Source organism: Methylophaga frappieri, from assembly GCF_000260965.1.
GTDB lineage: Bacteria > Pseudomonadota > Gammaproteobacteria > Nitrosococcales > Methylophagaceae > Methylophaga > Methylophaga frappieri.
On record NC_017856.1, the window covers coordinates 693,259 to 715,484 of the forward strand.

Below are 22,226 nucleotides of genomic sequence, written 5' to 3' on the forward strand. Positions count from 1 at the left end.
TATCCCAAGTCACGGTTTTCGCGGTAAAATAGGCGTTTTTATTTGCCAAAACTGTGTGACACTTATGCCTAAAATCGTTGTTTGCGCCTTATACAAATTTGTCGCGCTGCCAGATTACGCAAATTTGCGCGCTCCCATTCTCGAATTGATGCTGGATGAGCAGATTAGAGGTACCTTGTTACTGGCGCATGAAGGCATCAACGGTACCGTTGCTGGTTCCCGTCACGCTATCGATAAATTATTGGTGCATTTAAATGCAGATCCGCGGCTGGCACCGATCAGCGTCAAAGAGTCATTGACCGATACGCCGCCATTTCTCCGCAGTCGGGTAAAGTTAAAACGTGAAATCGTCACCATGGGCGTTGATGGTATTGATCCACGCCGATCGGTTGGCACCTACGTCAAACCAGCTGACTGGAATGCACTTATTAACGACCCTGATGTGGTTTTGATTGATACCCGAAATGATTACGAATATCAGGTGGGCACATTCAAAAACGCCATTAACCCGAATACAGACAGTTTTCGCGAGTTTCCCGATTACGTCAAAAACCATCTGAATCCTGAAAAACATAAGAAAGTTGCCATGTTCTGCACCGGTGGTATTCGCTGTGAAAAATCCACCGCATTCCTTAAAGAGCAAGGCTTTGAGGCGGTTTACCATCTGGAAGGCGGCATTCTTAAGTATCTTGAAGAGGTTCCCGAAACAGAGTCAATGTGGCAGGGCGAATGTTTCGTTTTTGATGAACGTGTCACCGTTAATCATCAATTGGAAAAAGGCGATTATGATCAGTGTCATGCCTGCCGCATGCCGATTACTGAGGCGGAAAAAACACGCCCTGAGTATCAGCATGGCATCAGTTGTCATCACTGCTATGACAAAACCAGCGACCATCAAAAATCGCGCTTTGCCGAACGTCATCAACAAATGCGGTTGGCGCGGCTTCGTGGTGAGACACATATGGGAGCTGACACGAGTCATACGATCCGACAAAATCGACAAGCAAAACGTCAAAAACGGCTTCGTGATCAACAACAAAATAACAAAAATGTTTGACTGTCTATGCGTTATCTTCTGCTTTTTTTCATCACATACACATTATTAAGTCCGACTGTCTTCGCCCAGAATCAAGCCGCAATTGCATCTGCACATCCGCTTGCCACTGAGGCTGGTTTTGAAATTCTGGAAGCAGGCGGTAATGCCTTTGATGCGGCGATTGCCGTCAGTGCCGCACTGGCTGTCGTTGAACCGGCCGGCTCGGGCATTGGTGGCGGTGGTTTTTGGTTGTTACAAGCAGCACAAGCTGATCGCGCGGTGATGATTGATGGCCGGGAAACGGCACCATCCAGAGCGACCGCCGATATGTATCAAAACGATGATGACACAGTTAATCGGGATTTATCACTTAACCATCCACTCGGCGCCGGTATTCCCGGTTTGATTGCCGGCCTGGATCGAATTCAACGCGACTATGGAAAATTGCCCCTATCCATCTCATTGGCACCAGCTATTCGCTATGCTGAGCAGGGTTTTCCGGTAACAGCCCGTTATCGTCGCATGTTATCTTTTCGTCACTCGCGCTTTAACGATACCGCTAAACAGGTTTTGATGCCAGGCGGTGATTTACCTGAGATTGGCGATCTGATTCGGCAACCGGACCTCGCTAAAACGTTACGTCTCATTGCGAGTGAAGGTGGCCAGGCTTTCTACCAAGGCAAACTTGCCGAACAAATGGTGAATGCCGTCAACCGCGCTGGTGGTATCTGGCAAGAAGCCGATTTAGCCGCTTATCAGGCCAAACAGCGTGAGGCAGTGACCAGTCAATATTTGAATTATCATATTACCAGCGTAAATCTACCTTCAGCAGGCGGTATTTTGCTTATCAATATGTTGAATCAACTCCAGGAACTGGATTATCAACATGCTCCACCAGCGCTGCGTCGGCACTACCTCGCCGAGGTGATGCGCCGAGCCTATTTTGTTCGTAGTGAACATTTGGGTGATAGTGATTTTGTTGATGTCCCGACTTTTTTAACGGACTCGGATTTTGCCCGGGAGCTCAGCCAAAGCATTAATCCAAATCAGGCAACGGTTTCAGCAACGGGATTGGCCCCTGTCGCTGGTAAAGGAGAAGACACCACCCATTTTTCAATTTTGGACACTGAGGGTAATCGGGTTGCTGCCACACTGAGTGTGAATTACCCCTTTGGGACAGGCTTTATGGTGCCAGGCACCGGCGTCTTATTGAATAACGAAATGGATGATTTTTCTGCCAAGATCGGTGAACCCAACGCATATGAACTCGTGAGCCAATCTGCCAATCAAATCGAACCCGGCAAGAGACCCCTCTCCAGCATGACACCAACTTTCGTTGAAAATTCAGAACAGTTGCTGATCCTCGGCACCCCGGGCGGCAGCCGCATCATCACCATGGTCTTGCAAGGTATTTTGGCCTTTATTGATGACCAGTCTGCACAGCAAATTGTCAGTTCACCCCGTTTACATCATCAATACCTGCCAGACCAAATCACAGTTGAAACACCCGGTTTTGATGCCGCCGTCATCGACAGTCTTGAAAATAAAGGTCACCACGTAAAATCACTGGATCGGCAATTTGGCAATATGCAGCTACTCATCGCCGATAAAATTACTGGCAAGGTTGATGCGGCCAGTGATCCAAGGGGTGAGGGTTCGGCGGTGGTGCGGTTTATTCAATCTGACTAAAGCCGCATCTGCGATGGCATTTTGCCCTGTCTTGACTGCGCCAACGCACTGGTTTCAAGAATCAGCAATACCACCAGTATCAATGACAAAGGCATTAAAACGAATAAACCCAACACAGCGCGCTGAATGAATTGATCCGGACTGCTGGCAATATCCTGAGTCAGCCACAGACTGATCAAAAACAACAATGCGGTCAGACCATATGTCAACAACAGATAACAGCCACGCCGCCACGCTAATTGCCAATGCGCCAGAACAAGATCCGATTTACCTGCTGGTCGACTTGCCTGCCATGCCAAGCTCGCGATGACCATGGTGGAAATGAACACCGGTAACGTAAAAATCAGCCACAAGTTCTTGGTTGCAAAGAGAATAGCTGGGAGTAAAAAATGGCTTAGTGCCAGATTTAATAAAAATCGTTCGTGCGGTTGGCTGGCAGCACGCTGTAATGCATTATCCATCATACTGTCCGCTTTAATTGAGGAACATGCTTGATATGGTGCCGTTAATCGACAGCCATTGCCACCTTGATTTCGCTGCCTTTGATGTCGATCGAAAGCAGCTTATCGAACATTGCAAGGCGCTGGGTATCACTGACATTATCGTACCTGGCGTTACCTGCGAGACTTGGCCCCGCATGCTGAAGCTATGTCAAGAACATGACATCATGAAACCAGCGCTGGGTTGTCATCCAATGTTTATGGCGGCGCATCCTGACGATGCCCTCACTTTGCTCGACACATTTATCGCACAGCATCGTCCCGTCGCGATTGGCGAAATTGGTCTCGATTTCTATCACTCTGATACCAATAAAGTCGCTCAACTGGCCTTGTTTAACGGACAACTTGATTTAGCGGTGAAATACAACTTGCCCGTCATTCTGCATGTCCGTAAAGCTCATGATGACGTTCTTAAATCGCTCCGTTCGCGGCCTCTTTTAAGGGGTATTGTCCACGCGTTTAGCGGCAGCCAACAACAAGCCGAAGCTTATGCAAAACAGCAGTTTTTGCTGGGGATCGGTGGCGCCTTAACTTACCCGAGAGCCCAGCGTCTGCAGCGTTTATATCGTCATCTGCCCCTCGAACAGATTGTGCTTGAAACAGATGCGCCTGACATGCCCTTATGCGGCTATCAAGGGCAGCGCAATTCTCCAGTTCGACTTTATGAGGTATTGCAGAAACTAACTGAAATTCGCGATGACTCATTATCAGAAATCGCCAGCCAAACATCGCACAACGTTCAAAAACTGCTGAATATCTGAATAATGACGAACCACAGCATAGGTAAACTCGCTATTGCAATGTTATAAAGAAGTGACTCGGACCATCTTATTCCAAATTGATTGCCTTTGACTCTGCTAATCAGGACTGTTTATGAACCACGGCCATATTGACGCCATTCTCGCCAGCCTTAATCAGGTTATTCTCGGCAAAGATCACGCTGTAAAACTGGCCTTAAGTTGCTTGTTGGCACGCGGTCATTTGCTAATTGAAGATCTGCCCGGTGTCGGCAAAACTACGCTGGCACATGCGCTGGCCGCCACTCTGGGCTTGAAATTTCAACGGGTACAATTTACCAGTGACATGTTACCGGCGGATATTATCGGCGTATCAATTTTTGATCGTGAATTGCAGCGTTTTACCCTGCATCGCGGCCCTGTTTTTACACAATTATTGCTGGCTGATGAAGTGAATCGTGCGTCGCCTCGCACCCAAAGTGCCTTGCTGGAAGTCATGGAAGAACAGCAGGTCAGTATCGATGGCGAAACCTATCCATTGACATCGCCATTTTTTGTTATTGCCACACAAAATCCGACGCATCAAATTGGTACCTTTCCGTTGCCGGAGTCACAGCTTGATCGTTTCCTGATGCGAATTTCACTTGGCTATCCAAATACCAATGCCGAACGAGCGCTGCTCAAAGGTGACGACCGGCGACAACTCTTACAGCAATTACAACCGGTGATCGAACCGGCAACCCTGCTCAACTTGCAACACACCGTGCAAATGCAGACCGTTTCGGATGCTTTGATAGACTATGTTCAGGCCTTGCTATCGCATACCCGCCACAGTGGTCAGTTTCAAAATGGGCTTTCCCCTCGTGCTGGACTTGGTCTGCTTCACGCCGCACAAGCATGGTCATTCATTAGTGGTCGTGACTATGTGATGCCAGAAGATGTTCAGGCTGTTTTACCCAATGTCATTGGCCATCGCCTGCAGTCTGGCAGATCCGCGATGCAACCGGACTGGGTGCAATCGTTAGTTGATGCTGTCGCCATTCCCTGATGGTAGCAAACACCTTAAAGTCCGCCTGGCTGCGCCTGACCACAATCAATGGGCGTCGGATTTATATCCTTCCTTCACGGGCAGGCTTGGGTTTTGCCGGTTTGATGTTGCTGATGTTGCTGGCAGCCATTAATTACAACAATAGTCTGGCATATCTGTTGGCTTTTTTACTCATCAGCCTTGGCCATGTTGCCATGCATCACAGCCATCGCAATATACGCACTGTTACCTATCAGGTTCTGCCACCTCGACCGGCTTTTGCGGGTCAAAACATCCCACTTGGCCTTGTCATAACCACGAAACATCAACACCCGGTTTACCAACTTTTAATTGATTATGCATCGACTGCACCGCCTTCCCGATGGTTTTCGTTATCGACATTGGCACGTTATCAGCACGTCGCTGTGATGCCGATGGTTAGCGATGCTGAATCTTTTTCTGTACCACTCCCCGCAATGACGCGGGGTTGGCAAACGATTCGACCATTGCGTATTGGCAGTCGCTATCCGTTGGGATTATTTTACTGTTGGACAATTATCAGGCCAGACACCCAGGTTTTGATTTACCCCGCCCCGACAGGAGTATTACCGCTGCCATTATCAGATAACGGTAATGTCGCATTAATGGCAGGAACAGGCCAAGACGACTTCGCCGGCTTTCGGAAATATCATCTCGGTGATCCCGCGCATCAAATCGCCTGGAAAGCACTGGCTCGGGATGATGTCTTGCGCAGTAAACAATATAACCATCCAGAAGGCATCACCTTACAGCTCGATTGGCAACAGGTGGCATCTCTTAGCGAAACTGAAGCCCGTTTATCCCAGTTATGCCAGTGGGTTCTAGCTGCTGATGAAGCAAACATGCAGTATGGTTTGACCTTACCGACGGGACATATTGAGCCAGATAAGGGAGCCAATCACCGCCACCGCTGTTTATCTTTACTGGCCACTTATGATCGCTGAGCGGATTCCTGACAATACCTTTTTCTGGCTGATGGCGACCCTTGCCATCATCGCCGTGCCCCACTTCGTTTATCAGCCCTTTTGGGTCACAGGACTGTTTGCCATCATGATGGGCTGGCGACTGGCTCATCATTATCGACAATGGCCGTTACCTGCTGATAAAACGATACTGAAATGGCTGCATGGTCTCGCTGCCGTACTGACTATTATTCTGATGCTTACCAACTATGGCATGACTATTGGTCGTGATGCCGGTGTTGCCTTACTGACTGTCATGTTGGCTTTCAAAGTGGTTGAAATCAATAATCGCCGGGATTTCTATCTGGTGTGTTTTTTGGGCTTCTTTTTAATTACCACCCACTTTTTTTATAACCAAAGTATGCTGATGGTGATGGGCATGATCATCATGGTCATGTTGCTGATAGCCTCACTGATTCAACTTAATCAACCGCAGTACAACGGCGCCTTTCGGCTTAAATATGCCGGCATCTTACTGCTACAAGCGCTCCCAGTTATGCTGGTGTTATTCCTCTTGTTTCCCCGTATTCCCGGGCCTATCTGGGGATTACCAGAAACGAGCACGGCGACAGCCCAACAGTTACCTGATGGCGTCACTTTTGGTGAGCAAAGACGCTCATCAGGCAGCACGGGTATGTCCGAGCAATTACAAATGGGACGAATCAGCGATGTGATATTGTCGGATGCCATCGCGTTTCGGGTGGCTTTTGTAGATGAGATTCCACCCATGTCAGAACGTTATTGGCGCGGGCCAGTTCTTTGGCAAACTGATGGTGCTGATTGGCGCCCGTTGGCTAAAAGGATGACAGAGACAGATGAACCTCGAATTTATACTGGCCAGTCTGACTATTCGTACACGGTGACAATTGAACCGCATGATAAGCACTGGTTATTTGCTTTAGATATGCCGGTCAATAGACCATCCGGTATTGCCGCTCAATTTTCCGCTGATGGCTTGCTTTCAAGCCGACAGAAAATTACCCGTCGCAGCCAGTTTAGTCTTAAATCCCATACGCAATATCGGTTTAATCCTGAATTCGATAGCTTGCTTGATGCGGCACTACAGTTACCTGATGACGCGCATCCACAAACCCGTCAACTGGCACAACGTCTTCTGGCGGAAAGTAATAACCAGCGTCAATTTATTGAAAATGTGCTGGCCCATTTCAATACCGAGCCCTTTTATTACACGTTGTCCCCAGCTTTGCTACAAGACGATATTGTTGATGATTTTTTATTTAATGCTCGTGAGGGTTTCTGTGAGCATTATGCGGCGAGTTTTACCGTTTTAATGCGAGCTGCCGGCGTGCCGGCCAGAATTGTCACGGGTTATCAAGGTGGCGAGATTAACCCGGTTGACGATGTCATGGTGATCCGACAACGAGATGCACACGCATGGGTTGAAGTGTGGTTACCTGAAGCGGGGTGGGTTCGTGTCGATCCAACGGCAGCTGTCTCCCCTGAGAGAGTCGAGCAAGGCATTGACCGATTCTTACCAGAAAATCGTCGTTCAACAAAAACACCCACTGGTTCTGAGCAACTAGCAGCCGTCTGGTCCACCATAAAAAATAACTGGGCTGCACTCAATAATACCTGGGATATCTGGATTGTCGGCTATGGTCCCGGCATACAAAAATCGTTATTGAGCCAGTTAGGAATGCAACAACCAGATTGGCGAAAAATGGCTTTTTGGCTGGCTCTGTTCCTCGGTATTTTTTTTGTCATGATTGCAGTATTGATGCATTGGCACAGACCGAGTAAAGATCCGGTAAGCCGATATTACCAGCTGTTTTGTCGACGTTTGGCACGGCTGGGTATTCATCGCCAGCCTGCTGAGGGGCCAACGGATTTTGCAGAGCGTGCTGGAACACTATTACCCGCGGAGAAACAAGCTATTTTGACGATATCCGATCATTACAGACGGCTTCGATATCGCGAAGATAGGCATCATATTGATCAGTTCGTTTCAGCAGTCAAAGCCTTTCGTCCAAGCCGCTAAATATCCACACTTTGCCTGACTTTGCGAATTAACGGAAAATACCCCTTTATTAGATGACATATTGATGGTTATGGCACACTCCAACCCGTTATTCGAACGAACACATATTCTTCTTGGCGACGTAGGCATCGAAAGACTGCAACAAGCACATATTCTTATTGCGGGTATGGGCGGCGTCGGGTCTTTTACGGCTGAAGCCCTAGCCAGAATGGGAGTTGGCAAATTAACGTTGGTCGATCATGATGTCGTTTCAGCATCTAATCTGAATCGGCAGCTAGTCGCGTTGCGTTCAACCATCGATGTGCTGAAAGCGGATGTCATGGCAACCCGTATTGCCGAAATTAATCCTGATTGTCAGGTGCGGCGAATTACCGAATTTTTAACCCCTGACACTATCCCTGACTTACTTGATGACGGATTTGATGTCGTTGTTGATGCCATTGACAGTTTAAGCAGTAAAACGGCACTGATTGAAACGGCCTGGCGCTCTAATCTACCCATTTTTGCCAGTATGGGCGCCGGCGGTAAACTGGATCCTACCCAGATCAGGACGGGTGATTTAATGGATACCCAAATGTGCAAACTAGCCAAACACTTGCGTTCACGATTAAGAAAACACGGTGTCGGTAGAGGGATTCAAACTGTCTATTCGCTGGAATCGCCATTACCGCCTTTACCACCAGAACCGGTGAGTCGTGGAAGAGCACGCGCCGTGAACGGCACGGTGAGTTATATGCCATCTATTTTTGGACTGACCTTGGCCGGTTTAGTGACCAATCATCTCATTGGTGGGGCACGTCGTGACACCTCATCCTGAAAATCTATCTTGCGTTCAATGTTGCGGTGAAACACGGATGTCATCGCTCCGGAACCTGCTGAAACGGTATGGCTTGGAAGTCATCCCCGTCGAAGATGATCGCCCTATTCCTGGCAGTTTTTTTGGCGATAGTGAAGCCGGTCTGATTGGGGATCAGCTCTTCGTTCGACCTGATACACCCATTCACTCAGCACTGCACGAAGCTGGACACTTTATCTGCATGGATAATAGCCGCCGGCAACAGCTTAATACCGATGCGGCGGGTGATTATGATGAAGAAAATGGCGTCTGTTATTTGCAAATTTTGCTGAGCGACTATGTATCTGGAATGGGGCGCGATCGAATGATGCAAGACATGGATAGTTGGGGCTATAGTTTCCGTTTGGGCAGTGCCCGTGCGTGGTTTGAGCAGGATGCTGAAGACGCCCACCAATGGCTGCGCGACCATCAACTGATTGACACAAATTCACAACCGACTTTTTTGCTTCGCCAGCAGTGATTGCTTATGCTTAAACCTCAACCTTATAACAGGAAGTATTCATGTCTGATATCCAATCCCCCGTAACCGATTTGCTGGACGAAAAGAATATTGATTACACGGTGATTGATATTCCCATGAGTGAAGATAAGAAGCCCATCCGAGACCTTGAACAATGGCTGCGTGATGAAGGTCGAGATCCGAACTCGGTGGTGAGAAGCCTCTTATTTAAAACGGGATCAGATAAATTTGCACTGTTAGCGGTTGCTGGAGGTGGTCGTGCTGATTGGGCAATATTACGCGCCCAGCTTGGAGAGAAAAAACTGCGCATGGCCGAATTTGATGAAGTTTCGGCGGCAACTGGCTATGTTGTTGGCGCGGTTCCGCCGATTGCCTTGCCAGAAAATATCGTCGTTTTGGTTGATAACAGCGTCAATCAATACCATGACGTCATCATTGGCAGTGGTATGCTGGGCTATGCGTTGGCATTAACCGCCTCAGATCTTTTAAGCTTGTTAGCAACGGCACCCATGGCTACATTTACGCAATCTTGACTCGTCCGATTTATATGATTGATGCGCTTAATTGGCTTATTTACCTGCTTTCAATCTCATTAAGTTGAGAATTGATGGCTTTCCATTTCGCCACAGTGCCTCTAATGTCATCAAGCAGATGACAACAATTGTTTGGCGTATGAACAAATTTAGCCATCCGCAGTCATAATAATTCCTACTTCTGTTAGGCGAGAACTTAATGATGAATCGGCATAGCATTCTTTGGTACGGTGTTATGGGTTTCATCACCCTGACCGGATCTACCACACTGAGAGCTGAATCCCGTTTTCAAAATCATAATAAGGCTTATCAAGCTGGGATTGAGAGTTTAAAACGTCAGGCTCAGAACTATCGCCATCCAGATTTCACCGGTCAGCGCGGCCAACATTTTCGCTATCGACCAAATGGGAATTGGCGTCCCAAAATTAGAGATAATCGACCGTTTAATAGCATCTCAAAACCCTACCACTGGCGGCATGGCATTTATCGCAATCCCCGCCATCCAAAGCCAAGCTATCCAACACGCAGTTATCTCGGAATCAATGTCGTTGCACCGGTGATTTATTCCTCTCAGTATCAGCACACCGTGCGTCCGCTACTGATTTCTCCGCCCACATCGGAAAGCTTTCGATCTTCCCCCATTATTGAGCCGCAATCGTCTCTTAATCCTTGGCTTGATTTGGGTAACTTTCAGACAACCCAGGCGTTAAATGGCTTTAACATTCAGTCACAACGTGAACCGAATAATGCCTTGCCTAAAATTGGAGTCGCTTTGACCAACGCCTTGCGAGGTCAACACATCGAAGCAGAGCGGCTGTTGAATAAAGCGCTTTTAGCAGATGTCAGTGAGCTACAATTCTTTCGTGCCGATGCCAATCTGGCATTAGTGCTTGACGACATTCATCGTCACTTCACGCATCCGGACTCTGCCTTGATGCAGGCGATGTTGCATTATTTACGCGCGGATTATCGTGCGGCACAAGCCAGATTAGATGTGGCCCAGAAAACCTGTACCGGTTGCCAGGCTGAGCAGAACCTGCAGTATCTGCTCAGCCGGCAAAATAGTTGAACTATTCTTCGTCAAAATCGCCTTTGTAACTTGGATTGGCCTCACTGCGCTTGTCCGATCCCGCTTGAGGCGAAGATTCAGCTTGTTGCTGTAGCTTTTTAGGCATATCCATCACCCGAATTGGCGCAGGCGGTGCTTTTCCGTCTTTATCCTCGCCAAAGTAAAGTGTCAGATGCGGGAATGGTATTTCAATACCCGCTGCATCCAGGTGTCTTTTAACTAAACGATTGTACTCACGACCAATACCCCACTGACTGCCCGGCAAGGTTTTAATGCGCACCCGAATATTCACGGCACTGTCTGCCAGTGCCGTTACGCCATGCACTTCAAGTTCGTCCGAGAGGAGCTTGCTGCGATGCTCGTCATTGGCCAGCAATTCATCAAATGCTTCTCGCAACTTGATAATAACTTCGTCCGTATCTTCACGATAGGCAACGCCATACTCACCAACGTGATAAGCGAACCCGCGCATGTAATTAGAGACAATATCAACGGACGAGAACGGAATGACATGGTAAGTGCCAGACAAATCACGCATGCCCATGGAGCGAATCGTTAATTTCTCTGCAGTACCACTCAGGCCCCCTGCCGTCACGACATCACCTACGCTAATGGCATTTTCCATTTGGATAAACACGCCGGTGATCACATCCTGCACCAGTTTTTGCGCACCAAAGCCAATGGCCAGGCCCAAGACACCCGCGCCAGCCAGTAATGGTCCGATATTAATGCCAATCTCCGACAGGACAATCATTAGCGTCATAATAATTAACGCAATTGCCGAGGCATTACGGAAAATAGTCAATAAAGTTTTTTCTCGAGCCGTTGGACCATCGCCCTCGCCCTGTGGATTCAAACGATGCTCAATCCAACTTGCCAAGGCAATCCAGATCAACATGGCAACGACTAAAATTGCCGCAACCGTTAATAGTGTTGCCACAACATGTAATCCAACCGGTGAGGCTAACCAAGCCGGCAAGTTAAATAGATTCCAAGCATCTAGGACAACCGCGACCACAGCAATCAGCACCACAATCCGAAACGTCTGGAAAATTTTGGGCATAAAGCTGTTCAGCCGAGTTTCCAGCATCGGGTATTGCGTTTGCAGACGTGATTGAATTTGCAAGGGTTGATTCAAATAGGTTGCGGCCAGATTCACAAGTAATAAACCCATCACGATTGCAGCCAGAGTTTGCACCGTGGCCATTAGAATAACCGGCAAGGCGGTAGCCGGTTGTAGCAGCATCGTTCCGGCCAAAACAGCAAAATAGATGGTTGCCAGAATATGCCAGCTTCTGGCCAGCATCCCTAAGCCGATTCGGCTGAGACTGAAAGTAGCTGCGCGTGCTTCAAGTTGTAACTGGTTTTTTACCGGCGTGCGCTGGTGCCAGATGGTTAGCACGGCATAAACAAAAGCAAACAGCACAATAATCACACTTAATAATTGTGCAACCGCTTCAGAAAACGTATTCGCAACCACCGGCACAACAAGCAACACACCGTATCCGATAAAGTTGGTCAGCCTGTTTAACCAGCTATGCCAATAATGTGCTGTTTCATCCATCATGGGCAGCCATCTCAGCCCGGCATTCTTGGGTGCAAAGATGGATCTCAGTAAGACTTTGAAAACTTCGATGGCTAAAAATGCATTCAGGAAAAGCGTTTGCGTAATCTGCATTTCCCCATCACTGCCAACAGCAAATAAAGCCACGGCATAACCGGCGACCCAAGCGATGGCAACCACGATCAAGTCAACAATAATCGAAGCAATAATGGCTAAAGTTCTGCGAATAATAGCATCACGATGCGTATTTTCAGCCCACTGATTAACCCGGAAAAAGATCTTTCTGGCAATCCCTCTGACCAACCAGAAAACGACCAGTGTGGCTGCAATGACAACAAACAGATAACCCAAGTCCGTGAGCATTGTTGACCAGGTATGAGACGATTGCTCGCTGCCTAGCGTACTGACCGCTTGCACACTTCGCCCAATCGTACTCACCAAGTCTTGGGCGACTTTTTGGGTATCATCAGCAATTTGTCGAGCAAAAGAGGGGCTTTGCTCCGCTTCAGCCTCGCTCATGGCCGGCGTGTCAGCAGATTGTTGCCGCAACTCATCGATCAATTGCTGTCGGGTTTCTGGATTTTCCAGCATATCTGCCAATAATTCCGACGACAGCTTGGACTCGCTGCCAGATGCAGCTTCATCAGCCCACACCTGATTGATGGAAAACACACTTAAAAACAGCGTTAAGATAAGTGGTAACCCGCCCATTCGCATCATAATTTGACGCACAAATCCCCCTTTGATCTGGTCATCATTGAGTCAGTGATTGCATATTGATTGTTCACAACCAGTATACAAACCCTTACTCTCGCCTTCAAACAAGGCCGTCCGGCCTGATTCAAAAATCAGGACTAAAGGGTTTTGCTACACTGCAACATCTGCTATCAAGAATTGGATACGAATTGGGTAACCCATGACATGACCGAACCTCGCTTATACCGGCGTCTAACGTTGATTTTGCAAACCATTTTGATCTTTGGGTTACTGGGCTCGATATGGGAACAGCAATGGCTAAATGCCGTATTAACTGCTGGCATTATCACCTTGACGTTGTATCCCGTATTTCTAAAACACCAGTTTCAGGTGCGTATTCCCGCTGAGTTTCAATTATTAACGATTGTTTTTGTCTTTGCGGCAGTCTTTTTGGGAGAGATACATGATTATTACGGTCGTTTCTGGTGGTGGGATCTACTACTTCACACCACCTCTGGACTTTTGTTAGGAGTAATTGGCTTCCTGCTCGTCTATGTCCTTAATGAGAGTGAAAAAATTGATTTGCAACTGAGACCGGGATTTGTCGCTCTGTTCGCTTTTCTGTTTGCCCTCGGTGTCGGCACATTATGGGAAATTTTTGAGTTTGCCATGGACACGCTTTTTGGACTCAATATGCAAAAAACCATGTTTAGTGACACCACCGGTTTAACGGATACCATGTGGGATCTGATGGTTGATGCTATCGGCGCGCTGATGATGAGCTTGCTTGGATACGGCTATTTAAATAAATCCAGTAGCAATGGCTTTCTAGCGCGATTTATTCAACGTTTTATTCGCATAAATCCAGGATTATTCCATCGCCGAAAAAACAATAAGTGACTCAAGTTTAATTCCTGACCATTAATGGGTTAATATCAAAATCTGAGTGCTTTATCCGCTCAGCTTCTTTTTTAGATTATCACCGGAGTACGATGTATGCCTTTTCAACGTTTTCTTGTCAGTCTGTTAGGCATCATCCTGCTCATCAATCTGACTGGGTGTGATGCACAAGAAGAGTCGGAAACAGTCGATGCACTGCTTCAACAAGAAGAAAAGCCTTTGCCTCTCTGGCTGGATGGTGAGGTCGATATGACTCCGCAAGTGTGGTTGGTCGAACGCAGTATTGCTGAAGTGTCTGATAAGGAAGCCGAGGTACAACGCACTGCTGAGTTATTGTTGGTTGCCGCAGATCGGTTTGGCGAAAGCCACCGGATGATTGCCAATCGTTCGGCACAATTAGAAGATATGCTGCAAGAGCAACACTATAACGAAACGGCCGTGGATCTCTTGGCTTGGTTCGTTGACCTGCCTAGCACAAAGTCTCCGCATAGTTACTCAGCGTTGTGCCAATATTATTACAACCTGCGCACCAAAGGTCTGGAAAAACTGGCTATTCAAGATAGTCTGCTAACAATGTAAAACGGCTTTTTCACCTTTGTCAAAGAGATACTGCCCGGTATAATTTCGTTTTATTTATTAGCGCTTAACGTTATCTCAATGGCCCAGTCGAGTTATTTGTCTCTGCTACGCCAGCAAAGTGGTTTGTTGGCAATTGGTTTTATTGCTTTATTTACAGGTAATCTCGGTCAAAGTTTTTTCATCGGCTTATTTCAGCAGGATATTGCCAGTCACTTAGGGCTTTCTACAGGTGGTTTTGGTACTGTTTATGCCTTAATCACTATGTGTAGCGGCTTTCTTGTCATGCACTTTGGCGCCAAGCTAGATTGGATATCACCGCGTCGCTATGCGGCAATGATGCTGTTTGCACTGCTCACCGGCGTGTTGCTAATGACCACTTCAATTTGGCTTGTGCCCGCATTGATTGGTTTGGCATTAGTACGTTTGTGTGGTCAAGGCTTGATGACCCACTTTGGCAGTACTCTGATCGGACGAGAATTTGTCATCAATCGCGGCCGAGCGCTGGGGCTGGTCAGTTTAGGCATGCCTCTGGGTGAAATTGTATTGCCACCGTTGATTGCGATCACTTCCGCGATGTTGCTTTGGTACGAGGTTTGGTGGTTGATCGCTCTGTCGCTTGCCATATGCTGGGCTGCGTTATTTTTGTTTGTGTCGTGGCCTTGTGCACCAGTGGTTGTACGTGATGAGCAGGGTCGGGTTCAACGGGGACCAAATCCCCTTTCCGATACGTTGTTTTGGCAAATCATTCCTCTCACGATGGCCCTGCCGGTTACGTTAACCGGTATTTTTATTTATCAGGCACAAATGACAGCTGACTTAGCGTCCTCAATTACTATTTATGCGCTGGCGCTAACTATCATGGGAATGGCTCGTTTTCCCGGCGCACTAATGGGCGGCCGATGGGTCGATGAGTGGGGCGTTTCCTTATTAGCCAAGCTCTATCTGGTGCCTTTTGCAGTTGCCATATTACTTGCTGTCACGCTTGGTGGTCATGTTGCCGTCATCGTGCTTATGGCCGGTGCGGGTATTTCTTTGGGCATGTCTTCTCCCGTCGTTGACAGTATCCTTGTCGAGATTTGGGGACGAGAAAATCTCGGCCGTGTTCGCAGTGTCAAATCAGCACTGATGGTATTTTCGACCGGTATTGCGCCCGCCATATTAGGTGTATTGATTGATAACGGCATTCGCTTTCAATCCATTCTGATCGGCATGCTGACATTCATGCTCATCGGTTGGCTATTGGCATTACGTACCATCAATCACCTCCAAACCCAGCCCAGTTAACTTAGAGCTAGGCTTAATCGGTTTGCCTGAAATAATGTTGAGTCCGGTTCGCCAACGCAACCAATGACAGCATGACAGGCACTTCAACTAAAACACCTACCACTGTAGCCAAGGCAGCGCCGGAGTTTAGACCAAAAAGGCTTATTGCTACGGCAACAGCTAACTCAAAGAAATTTGAAGTACTGATTAAAGCGGCTGGTGCGGCAATGTTATAAGGTAATTTCCAGAGATATGCCCAGCCATAGGCTATCGCAAAAATGCCGTAGGTCTGAATCATTAACGGTACGGCAATAAGCAAAATGATCAACGGTTGACTGAGTATCGTCTCTGCTTGCAGCCCAAACAACAACAGCACGGTCGCTATTAAGCCCATTATGGAAAGTGGTTTTATTTTCTGCGAAAAGTGCGCAACCGCCTGTAGGTCATCCTGCTTATCCAGTACACGTCGGGTGAGATAGCCCGCTGCTAAAGGAATTAAGACATAGAGAACGACAGATAACAACAACGTGCTCCAAGGCACCACAATGTCGGTAACACCAAGCAGCAACGCGGCAATTGGTGCAAACGCAAAAATCATGATGATATCGTTTACAGAAACCTGTACCAGCGTGTAATTAGCATCCCCTTTGACCAATTGACTCCAAATAAACACCATTGCGGTGCAAGGGGCGACACCTAACAAGATCATACCGGCGATGTAGGAACGCGCAGTTTCTGGCGTCACAAAATCAGCAAAAATATATTCAAAAAATAAAACGCCTATCGCCGCCATGGTGAATGGCTTAATCAGCCAATTCACTACAGCCGTCAAACACAAGCCCTTAGGTTTGTTTGCTGCGGATTTGATAGCACTGAAATCAACATTGACCATCATCGGATAAATCATAAGCCAGATAAAAATGGCCACCAGCAAATTGACACTAGCGTATTGCCAATCTGCAATCGTCGTAAACACCCTAGGTAACAACCAACCCAGCGTTACCCCGGCAGTCATCCCTAACGCAATCCAGACTGACAGATACCGTTCAAATCGTTGCATGAGAAATCCGCTTTGCATTAGGTAAACGTCTCCTGAATTTTCTCTTTCAAAATCATATAAGCCGCCTCAAAAGCGGCATTTACGTCTGCTTCCGCCCCTAATATTCTTGCAGGATCAACCAAAGACCAATGCAACTTTACGTACGCGCCGGGAAAAACAGGACAGATCTCATTCGCCGCTGCATCACACACTGTGATCACATAATCAAATGATTGCCCTGCAAATACATCCCACGACTTACTCTCATAATGCCCGGCTTCAATACCATGACGCTGTAATGTCTCAACTGCTTTTGGATGCACAAAACCCGTGGGCGAGCTTCCAGCACTCACAGCATGATAATGATCTGACCTGAACTGATTAATGAGCGCTTCCGCCATGATTGACCGACACGAATTTCCCGTGCACAACACCAGTACTTTATTCATTTTTACGCACCTGATTTAAGAGAGACCATTGATCTATGTGTTGTCAGGAAGCCCACAACAGCCCGCTAGTTCAATGACTTGACAGCCTGAATCCTTATCTTCTCGCAGTGAAACCAGATCGCTGCGGCAGCAATCCTGAACCAGAAAGCCAATCAAATTGCGCATGGTGTCAAAATGGGTCGAATAGATCATTGAGCGCCCTTCTTTACGCACTTTAACCATACCGGTGCGCGTTAAGTGGCTGAGATGAAATGACAAGGTGTTATGCGGTATTTTCAATTGCTCACTGAGCTTCCCCGCCGCCAAACCAGATGGTCCCGCCTCCACCAGCAAACGAAACACACTTAATCGCGTTTCTTGCGAGAGAGCATCAAATAACGTGACTGCTGTTTTTATGTCCATAATTCTAGACTAATTGACATAAAGTACTCTGTCAATAAATCTCGACATATTGAGATAGGTCAATGACATGTTAGTCTGGGATCACAATGTCAATTTCAGGGGTCACTATGTATAAAACGTTAGTCGTTGGTGCGAATGGTCAAATTGGGCGACTGTTGGTCACGCAACTTCTAGACCAGTCTCGCGCCGTTCGCGTTATGGTGCGAGAGGCTAGTCAGGCCGATTTTTTTCGGCATTTAGGGGCTGAGGTAGTTATTGCAGATTTAGAGCAGCCATTGCCTGACAAAGCTTTTGAGCAATGCAATAAAGTGGTGTTTACAGCGGGAAGTGGTGGTCACACTGGTGCAGAGAAAACTATCCTCATTGATTTATGGGGCGCATGCAAAGTCATTGATATGGCTGTAAAACATCATGTGGCGCATTTTGTCATGGTCAGTGCTCAAGATGCCGGTGATCCCGATAATGGTAATCCCGCAATCCGTCACTATAATGTTTGCAAACATTTTGCCGACGAGTACCTCATGCACAGCCCTTTGGCTTACACGATACTTCGACCGGGTCGATTGACGGATGAGATTGCATCACAGCGGATTCAAACCTACCCACCCATTGAATCCGGGCAACGCATGATCAGCCGTTCTGATGTTGCCAACTGTATTGCTTATTGCCTGAATAGCGCACAGACCAAAGAGAAAATCTTTTTGCTATTTCATGGAAATCAAACCATTCGTGACGCTTTAATCTGACATGATGCTCCAATTAGTTGATTCTCGGCGAGAATTATAAGCAAGGTATAATCGGTGGTAATACGAAGCACATCAGGGAAAGCATTTGTCTGAGGATCGCGCCGCTAAAATGTCGACGAATATTGCCGATGAGTCGCCAGAATCACGTACCAGTCGTCGTCGCTTGCGCGCCTGCCAGCATTGTGACTGGGTATCTGCACTGCCCGCATTACGTCCCGGTCAGGCAGCCATTTGCCCTTGCTGCCAACATACCTTGGTTCGACGCCACTTCCGTCCAATACAGCGTAGTTTGGCACTGGCCAGCAGCGCCTTATTGGCTTTGGCCTTAGCCGTCTATTTTCCTTTTGTTGGTTTTTCTGCGCTGGGTCTTGGCCAACAGATCGAACTATTACAAACTATTAGCCGGTTATTTCTGTCCGGACAACCCGTGATCGCGGTTGTCGTTGCATTAACCATCGTTATCCTGCCTTGCCTCTACCTGCTGAGTGTTATTTGGTTGCAATACAGCCTTTTACGTCAAATTCAAAGCACCGCCAGCCGGCATATCGCCAGAGCCCTCAAGCATCTGCATCCCTGGATGATGGCTGATGTCTTTATTATTGGAGCACTGGTTAGTTTGTTTAAAATTGCCGGAATGGCCGATATTACGTTAGGCACAGGCTTTTGGGCTTTTTGCAGTTTCACCATTCTGCTGTTATTGACGATGCGATCCATTGATGATGACTGGATGTGGTTTGCCATTGCTGGTGAACCGCAAGCGCCGATAGGCAGTGAAACCGGTCAAACCGCAGCCGAACAAAATCTGACCGGTTGTCCAACCTGCGGGTTATTGCAAACGTTACCCGACGCGGGCAAAGCACACTGTGCACGATGCGGTGAGTTGTTGCATCGGCGGCGACCACAGAGCCTGCAGCGAACATGGGCATTATTGTTGACTTCCGCACTGCTATACATTCCAGCGAATGTCTACCCCATCATGTACAGTACGCGAATTGGTATTACTCAGCCCAAAACGATTTTGGGTGGCGTAATGGATTTAATCACAGCGGGCTCATGGCCAATCGCTATGGTAATTTTTATTGCCAGTGTGATTGTGCCTATCGGTAAAATGTTTGCTATCGGCTGGTTGTGCCTTCGGGTGGGTCAGCAAAACGTCGCAGATCGGGCCACTCGGGCACGACTGTATCGAATAACTGAGTTAATAGGTCGTTGGTCCATGGTAGATGTTTTTGTTGTCGCCATTTTGGTTACCTTAATTGACGCAGGTCAATTGCTGTCAATCAATCCTGGCCCGGGTGCATTAGCTTTCGCCATGGTGGTGATTTTATCGATGCTGGCGGCAAATAGTTTTGATCCGCGCCTGATTTGGGATACTCAGCAACCCAGAACACGGTCTGCTATCCGTTCTGGAGAAAGTCTGAATGACTGACACCGAAACTAGTGCATCTCAATCAACATCGGAAATGCACCGGGCAACGGCTATCAAGGCAAGTCGATTGTCTCCGATTTGGATTGTGCCGATTGTGGCGATACTCATTGGTGTCTGGTTGGTTTATGACAGTTATTTGCAACGCGGCCCGCTGGTCAAACTCACCATCAGTACTGCAGAAGGCATTGAGGCAGGAAAAACCAGCATCAAAACTCGCAACGTAGAAATTGGGCAGGTGGAATCCGTCACTTTGTCGAAAGATCTCAGTCAAGCTGTGATCTATGCCAGATTAACCCCCGAGGCAGCCTCCATGTTGGTCAGCGATAGTCGATTCTGGGTGGTGAAGCCGCGCATTGGTCGCGAAGGTATCAGTGGACTTAACACCGTCCTTTCCGGTGCCTATATTCGGCTTCAGCCTGGCCAATCGGATGTCGCGCAGCAAGCCTTCGAAATTCTGGATCAACCACCCGTCGATATTGATGGTAATGGTGGCTTACGCTTGAACTTAACCAGCCAGCTGGCAAATTCACTACGCGTGGGGGATCCGGTGTTATATCAGGGATACCTGGTTGGTCGCGTTGAGCAAGCGCAATTTGATCGCGATACATTACAAATGCATCATCGCCTGTTCATTGAGTCTCCCTATGATGAACTGGTGACACAAAATACCCGTTTCTGGTCTGCTAAAGGCTTTAGTTTTAATCTGACTTCTGCTGGTGTAGAGCTGGATGTGGCCTCCCTGGAAGCTTTAATCAGTGGCGGGGTTGCTTTTGGTTTACTGGACAATACGGACTCGCCAGCGCCTCCCGCGCAACCAGAACAAACCTTCGTTTTATACGCCGATGAAGAACACGCCCGACAAGGCAGTTTTGATCGTCACCTGGAGTATGTCTTGCTGGTGCGCGATACCGTTCGTGGTTTGATTAACAATGCCCCCGTCGAATACCGCGGTATTCGTATCGGTACTGTTGTGCAAGTTCCCTGGGAATTCACTTCTGAACAGCGTAATGCAGAGCAAGGTTATGACATACCGGTACTGATACGGCTTGAGCCACAACGATTAGATCCCAATAATACGCTTACCCTGGATGCTTGGCAGGATCGGATCAACAGCATGATTGAAAATGGCCTTCGTGCCTCGCTACGTTCAGGCAATCTGCTGACAGGTGCGTTATTCGTTGATCTGAATTTTCAGCAAGGTGCCCCTGCCGTCGATATCAATCGCCATTTTGAAAACGTCAGAGTGATTCCAACCACCCCCACAGGCCTTGCTCAACTTGAGCAAAAAGTGTCGAGTCTGCTGGATAAACTCAATGCATTGCAGGTTGAACCATTGCTATCAGCATTAAATTCGAATCTAAACACATCCCAAGCGATGTTGGCTGAAATGCAAACCCTGGTCGCAGATATTCGACAACTGATTAATGATCCCGCGTTACAGTCCTCACCAGAAAAACTTAATAACACCCTTGATGCGCTGCATACCACGTTGCAAAGCTATGATGCTGGGGCTCCGGCTTATGAAGAAATTACCAACGCCATTCAACGTATGGAAAAACTGTTACGTGATTTGCAACCGGCGGCACGCAGCATCAGCGAACAACCCAGTCGATTGCTTTTTGACCAGCCAACAACGACCGATCCGACACCGCGCGCCCCTGTTTCAGGAGACACACCTTGAAATTATTATTAACCATCATGATCAGTGGCTGGCTATTAGCTGGCTGTGTGGGTCAGACCGCACAACCAACAACCTATTACCAACTTCCGACTATTGCTGACAGTCAGCAGTCAAGCGACGGCCCATTATTAATTATTGCCCCAATCAAGCTCAGTGACATGCTGTTACATCCCGGAATTGTCCTGCAAACCGATGCTGTCACCCTGCATGTTGCCAGACAACATCTCTGGGCGGGAGACCTGCCGCAACAATTACAAACTGCCCTGCAACAACGGCTTCAGGCTGCCCTGCCGCAATATCAGGTGAGAACTGCCGGTATTGTTGCTGATCATGCCACCACCCTTAGCCTGCAAATCCATGCATTTCAAGGACATTATCAAGGGGTCGCGTTACTGCGAGGTCAGTGGCAGCTCAGGACACCATCCGGCAGCACTCGCAGTGCTGTCATTTCAATTCAGAATCCGCTGCCTGATGATGGTTATCCGGCCCTTGTCAATGCACTGGCGGACACACTGGATAGTCTCGCTGCTGATCTGGCTAAGTCAGTCAACAGTTTGCCTAAAAACTAGGG

Annotated in this window: 22 protein-coding genes; 17 read left to right on the forward strand and 5 right to left on the reverse strand. The window is 47.8% G+C overall.

The window, feature by feature from the left end:
- Window positions 1-64 precede the first annotated feature (64 nt).
- Both trhO and ggt read left to right on the forward strand, forming a co-directional pair.
- Window positions 65-1,057 carry an oxygen-dependent tRNA uridine(34) hydroxylase TrhO gene (gene trhO, locus Q7C_RS03110; RefSeq protein ID WP_014703233.1) on the forward strand — a complete coding sequence of 331 codons (993 nt, stop codon included), beginning with the start codon at window positions 65-67 and terminating at the stop codon, window positions 1,055-1,057.
- 6 nt (window positions 1,058-1,063) lie between these two features.
- Entirely contained in the window at window positions 1,064-2,725 is a 1,662-nt protein-coding gene (ggt, locus tag Q7C_RS03115) for a gamma-glutamyltransferase (protein ID WP_014703234.1), read from the forward strand.
- Here the strand turns inward: ggt and Q7C_RS03120 are convergent.
- Window positions 2,722-3,189, reverse strand: coding sequence for a hypothetical protein (locus Q7C_RS03120; RefSeq protein WP_151194715.1), 468 nt, complete (start codon window positions 3,187-3,189; stop codon window positions 2,722-2,724). The two genes, ggt and Q7C_RS03120, sit on opposite strands and share 4 nt — an antisense overlap.
- Before the next feature lie 32 nt (window positions 3,190-3,221).
- Between Q7C_RS03120 and Q7C_RS03125 the strand changes: the two genes are divergently transcribed.
- The 8 genes from Q7C_RS03125 to Q7C_RS03160 all read left to right on the forward strand — a co-directional run bounded on the left by Q7C_RS03125 (window position 3,222) and on the right by Q7C_RS03160 (window position 10,907).
- The gene (locus Q7C_RS03125) at window positions 3,222-3,986 is read left to right on the forward strand and encodes a TatD family hydrolase (RefSeq protein WP_014703236.1); all 765 of its coding nucleotides are present in this window, start codon (window positions 3,222-3,224) and stop codon (window positions 3,984-3,986) included.
- Window positions 3,987-4,098: 112 nt separating this feature from the next.
- A complete protein-coding gene (locus Q7C_RS03130; protein ID WP_014703237.1) occupies window positions 4,099-5,010 on the forward strand; it encodes an AAA family ATPase in 912 nt (303 codons plus the stop codon).
- The gene (locus Q7C_RS03135) at window positions 5,010-5,972 is read left to right on the forward strand and encodes a DUF58 domain-containing protein (RefSeq protein WP_014703238.1); all 963 of its coding nucleotides are present in this window, start codon (window positions 5,010-5,012) and stop codon (window positions 5,970-5,972) included. The genes Q7C_RS03130 and Q7C_RS03135 overlap by 1 nt, the downstream gene beginning before the upstream one ends.
- A complete protein-coding gene (locus Q7C_RS03140; RefSeq protein ID WP_014703239.1) occupies window positions 5,962-7,989 on the forward strand; it encodes a transglutaminase TgpA family protein in 2,028 nt (675 codons plus the stop codon). The genes Q7C_RS03135 and Q7C_RS03140 overlap by 11 nt, the downstream gene beginning before the upstream one ends.
- Window positions 7,990-8,059: 70 nt before the next feature.
- Entirely contained in the window at window positions 8,060-8,806 is a 747-nt protein-coding gene (locus tag Q7C_RS03145; RefSeq protein ID WP_041366870.1) for a tRNA threonylcarbamoyladenosine dehydratase, read from the forward strand.
- A 37-nt stretch (window positions 8,807-8,843) separates the two neighbouring features.
- On the forward strand, window positions 8,844-9,305 hold the full coding sequence (locus tag Q7C_RS03150; protein WP_014703241.1) for a hypothetical protein: 462 nt from the start codon (window positions 8,844-8,846) through the stop codon (window positions 9,303-9,305).
- A gap of 41 nt (window positions 9,306-9,346) precedes the next feature.
- Window positions 9,347-9,838 carry an aminoacyl-tRNA deacylase gene (locus Q7C_RS03155; protein WP_014703242.1) on the forward strand — a complete coding sequence of 164 codons (492 nt, stop codon included), beginning with the start codon at window positions 9,347-9,349 and terminating at the stop codon, window positions 9,836-9,838.
- A 199-nt stretch (window positions 9,839-10,037) separates the two neighbouring features.
- Complete coding sequence (locus Q7C_RS03160; RefSeq protein WP_014703243.1) at window positions 10,038-10,907, forward strand: hypothetical protein; 870 nt, start codon at window positions 10,038-10,040, stop codon at window positions 10,905-10,907.
- A 1-nt stretch (window position 10,908) separates the two neighbouring features.
- On the opposite strand, the gene Q7C_RS03165 is transcribed toward Q7C_RS03160, so the two are convergent.
- A complete protein-coding gene (locus Q7C_RS03165) occupies window positions 10,909-13,203 on the reverse strand; it encodes a mechanosensitive ion channel domain-containing protein (protein ID WP_238532337.1) in 2,295 nt (764 codons plus the stop codon).
- Window positions 13,204-13,392: 189 nt separating this feature from the next.
- On the opposite strand from Q7C_RS03165, the gene Q7C_RS03170 reads away from it, so the two are divergent.
- The 3 genes from Q7C_RS03170 to Q7C_RS03180 all read left to right on the forward strand — a co-directional run bounded on the left by Q7C_RS03170 (window position 13,393) and on the right by Q7C_RS03180 (window position 15,930).
- Entirely contained in the window at window positions 13,393-14,067 is a 675-nt protein-coding gene (locus Q7C_RS03170) for a DUF2238 domain-containing protein (RefSeq protein ID WP_041366459.1), read from the forward strand.
- 96 nt (window positions 14,068-14,163) lie between these two features.
- Window positions 14,164-14,646: a hypothetical protein gene (locus Q7C_RS03175; RefSeq protein ID WP_014703246.1), complete on the forward strand. Its 483-nt coding sequence runs from the start codon at window positions 14,164-14,166 to the stop codon at window positions 14,644-14,646.
- 78 nt (window positions 14,647-14,724) lie between these two features.
- A complete protein-coding gene (locus tag Q7C_RS03180) occupies window positions 14,725-15,930 on the forward strand; it encodes an MFS transporter (RefSeq protein ID WP_014703247.1) in 1,206 nt (401 codons plus the stop codon).
- Between the two features lie 13 nt (window positions 15,931-15,943).
- Here Q7C_RS03180 and arsB read toward each other — a convergent pair whose 3' ends face one another.
- Genes arsB through Q7C_RS03195 form a run of 3 tightly spaced genes read right to left on the reverse strand, consistent with a single transcriptional unit; the run spans window position 15,944 to window position 17,799 of the window.
- Window positions 15,944-16,987: an ACR3 family arsenite efflux transporter gene (gene arsB / locus Q7C_RS03185; protein ID WP_014703248.1), complete on the reverse strand. Its 1,044-nt coding sequence runs from the start codon at window positions 16,985-16,987 to the stop codon at window positions 15,944-15,946.
- Window positions 16,987-17,397, reverse strand: a complete 411-nt coding sequence (locus Q7C_RS03190) for an arsenate reductase ArsC (protein WP_041366460.1) — start codon at window positions 17,395-17,397, stop codon at window positions 16,987-16,989. Before Q7C_RS03190 ends, arsB begins: the two co-directional genes overlap by 1 nt.
- 33 nt (window positions 17,398-17,430) lie before the next feature.
- On the reverse strand, window positions 17,431-17,799 hold the full coding sequence (locus Q7C_RS03195) for an ArsR/SmtB family transcription factor (RefSeq protein ID WP_014703250.1): 369 nt from the start codon (window positions 17,797-17,799) through the stop codon (window positions 17,431-17,433).
- 107 nt (window positions 17,800-17,906) lie between these two features.
- Between Q7C_RS03195 and Q7C_RS03200 the strand changes: the two genes are divergently transcribed.
- From Q7C_RS03200 to Q7C_RS03215, 4 genes are all read left to right on the forward strand, one after another.
- Entirely contained in the window at window positions 17,907-18,545 is a 639-nt protein-coding gene (locus Q7C_RS03200; RefSeq protein ID WP_014703251.1) for an SDR family oxidoreductase, read from the forward strand.
- Window positions 18,546-18,654: 109 nt separating this feature from the next.
- Entirely contained in the window at window positions 18,655-19,974 is a 1,320-nt protein-coding gene (locus Q7C_RS03205; protein WP_014703252.1) for a paraquat-inducible protein A, read from the forward strand.
- Window positions 19,967-21,655 carry an intermembrane transport protein PqiB gene (pqiB, locus tag Q7C_RS03210; RefSeq protein WP_014703253.1) on the forward strand — a complete coding sequence of 563 codons (1,689 nt, stop codon included), beginning with the start codon at window positions 19,967-19,969 and terminating at the stop codon, window positions 21,653-21,655. The genes Q7C_RS03205 and pqiB overlap by 8 nt, the downstream gene beginning before the upstream one ends.
- Window positions 21,652-22,224, forward strand: a complete 573-nt coding sequence (locus Q7C_RS03215) for a PqiC family protein (protein WP_014703254.1) — start codon at window positions 21,652-21,654, stop codon at window positions 22,222-22,224. Before pqiB ends, Q7C_RS03215 begins: the two co-directional genes overlap by 4 nt.
- The last annotated feature ends 2 nt before the right edge of the window (window positions 22,225-22,226 follow it).

What these genes read in the sequence shown, in the direction of transcription:
- Q7C_RS03125 (WP_014703236.1), top strand. Translation starts at nt 3,222, where the DNA reads ATGGTGCCGTTAATCGACAGCCATTGCCACCTTGATTTCGCTGCCTTT.
- Q7C_RS03205 (WP_014703252.1), top strand. Translation starts at nt 18,655, where the DNA reads ATGTCGACGAATATTGCCGATGAGTCGCCAGAATCACGTACCAGTCGT.
- Q7C_RS03150 (WP_014703241.1), top strand. Translation starts at nt 8,844, where the DNA reads ATGTCATCGCTCCGGAACCTGCTGAAACGGTATGGCTTGGAAGTCATC.
- pqiB (WP_014703253.1), top strand. Translation starts at nt 19,967, where the DNA reads ATGACTGACACCGAAACTAGTGCATCTCAATCAACATCGGAAATGCAC.
- Q7C_RS03135 (WP_014703238.1), top strand. Translation starts at nt 5,010, where the DNA reads ATGGTAGCAAACACCTTAAAGTCCGCCTGGCTGCGCCTGACCACAATC.
- Q7C_RS03195 (WP_014703250.1), bottom strand. Translation starts at nt 17,799, where the DNA reads ATGGACATAAAAACAGCAGTCACGTTATTTGATGCTCTCTCGCAAGAA.
- ggt (WP_014703234.1), top strand. Translation starts at nt 1,064, where the DNA reads ATGCGTTATCTTCTGCTTTTTTTCATCACATACACATTATTAAGTCCG.
- Q7C_RS03200 (WP_014703251.1), top strand. Translation starts at nt 17,907, where the DNA reads ATGTATAAAACGTTAGTCGTTGGTGCGAATGGTCAAATTGGGCGACTG.
- Q7C_RS03130 (WP_014703237.1), top strand. Translation starts at nt 4,099, where the DNA reads ATGAACCACGGCCATATTGACGCCATTCTCGCCAGCCTTAATCAGGTT.
- trhO (WP_014703233.1), top strand. Translation starts at nt 65, where the DNA reads ATGCCTAAAATCGTTGTTTGCGCCTTATACAAATTTGTCGCGCTGCCA.
- Q7C_RS03190 (WP_041366460.1), bottom strand. Translation starts at nt 17,397, where the DNA reads ATGAATAAAGTACTGGTGTTGTGCACGGGAAATTCGTGTCGGTCAATC.
- Q7C_RS03145 (WP_041366870.1), top strand. Translation starts at nt 8,060, where the DNA reads ATGGCACACTCCAACCCGTTATTCGAACGAACACATATTCTTCTTGGC.
- Q7C_RS03160 (WP_014703243.1), top strand. Translation starts at nt 10,038, where the DNA reads ATGATGAATCGGCATAGCATTCTTTGGTACGGTGTTATGGGTTTCATC.
- Q7C_RS03140 (WP_014703239.1), top strand. Translation starts at nt 5,962, where the DNA reads ATGATCGCTGAGCGGATTCCTGACAATACCTTTTTCTGGCTGATGGCG.
- Q7C_RS03180 (WP_014703247.1), top strand. Translation starts at nt 14,725, where the DNA reads ATGGCCCAGTCGAGTTATTTGTCTCTGCTACGCCAGCAAAGTGGTTTG.
- Q7C_RS03120 (WP_151194715.1), bottom strand. Translation starts at nt 3,189, where the DNA reads ATGATGGATAATGCATTACAGCGTGCTGCCAGCCAACCGCACGAACGA.
- Q7C_RS03155 (WP_014703242.1), top strand. Translation starts at nt 9,347, where the DNA reads ATGTCTGATATCCAATCCCCCGTAACCGATTTGCTGGACGAAAAGAAT.
- Q7C_RS03175 (WP_014703246.1), top strand. Translation starts at nt 14,164, where the DNA reads ATGCCTTTTCAACGTTTTCTTGTCAGTCTGTTAGGCATCATCCTGCTC.
- Q7C_RS03170 (WP_041366459.1), top strand. Translation starts at nt 13,393, where the DNA reads ATGACCGAACCTCGCTTATACCGGCGTCTAACGTTGATTTTGCAAACC.
- arsB (WP_014703248.1), bottom strand. Translation starts at nt 16,987, where the DNA reads ATGCAAAGCGGATTTCTCATGCAACGATTTGAACGGTATCTGTCAGTC.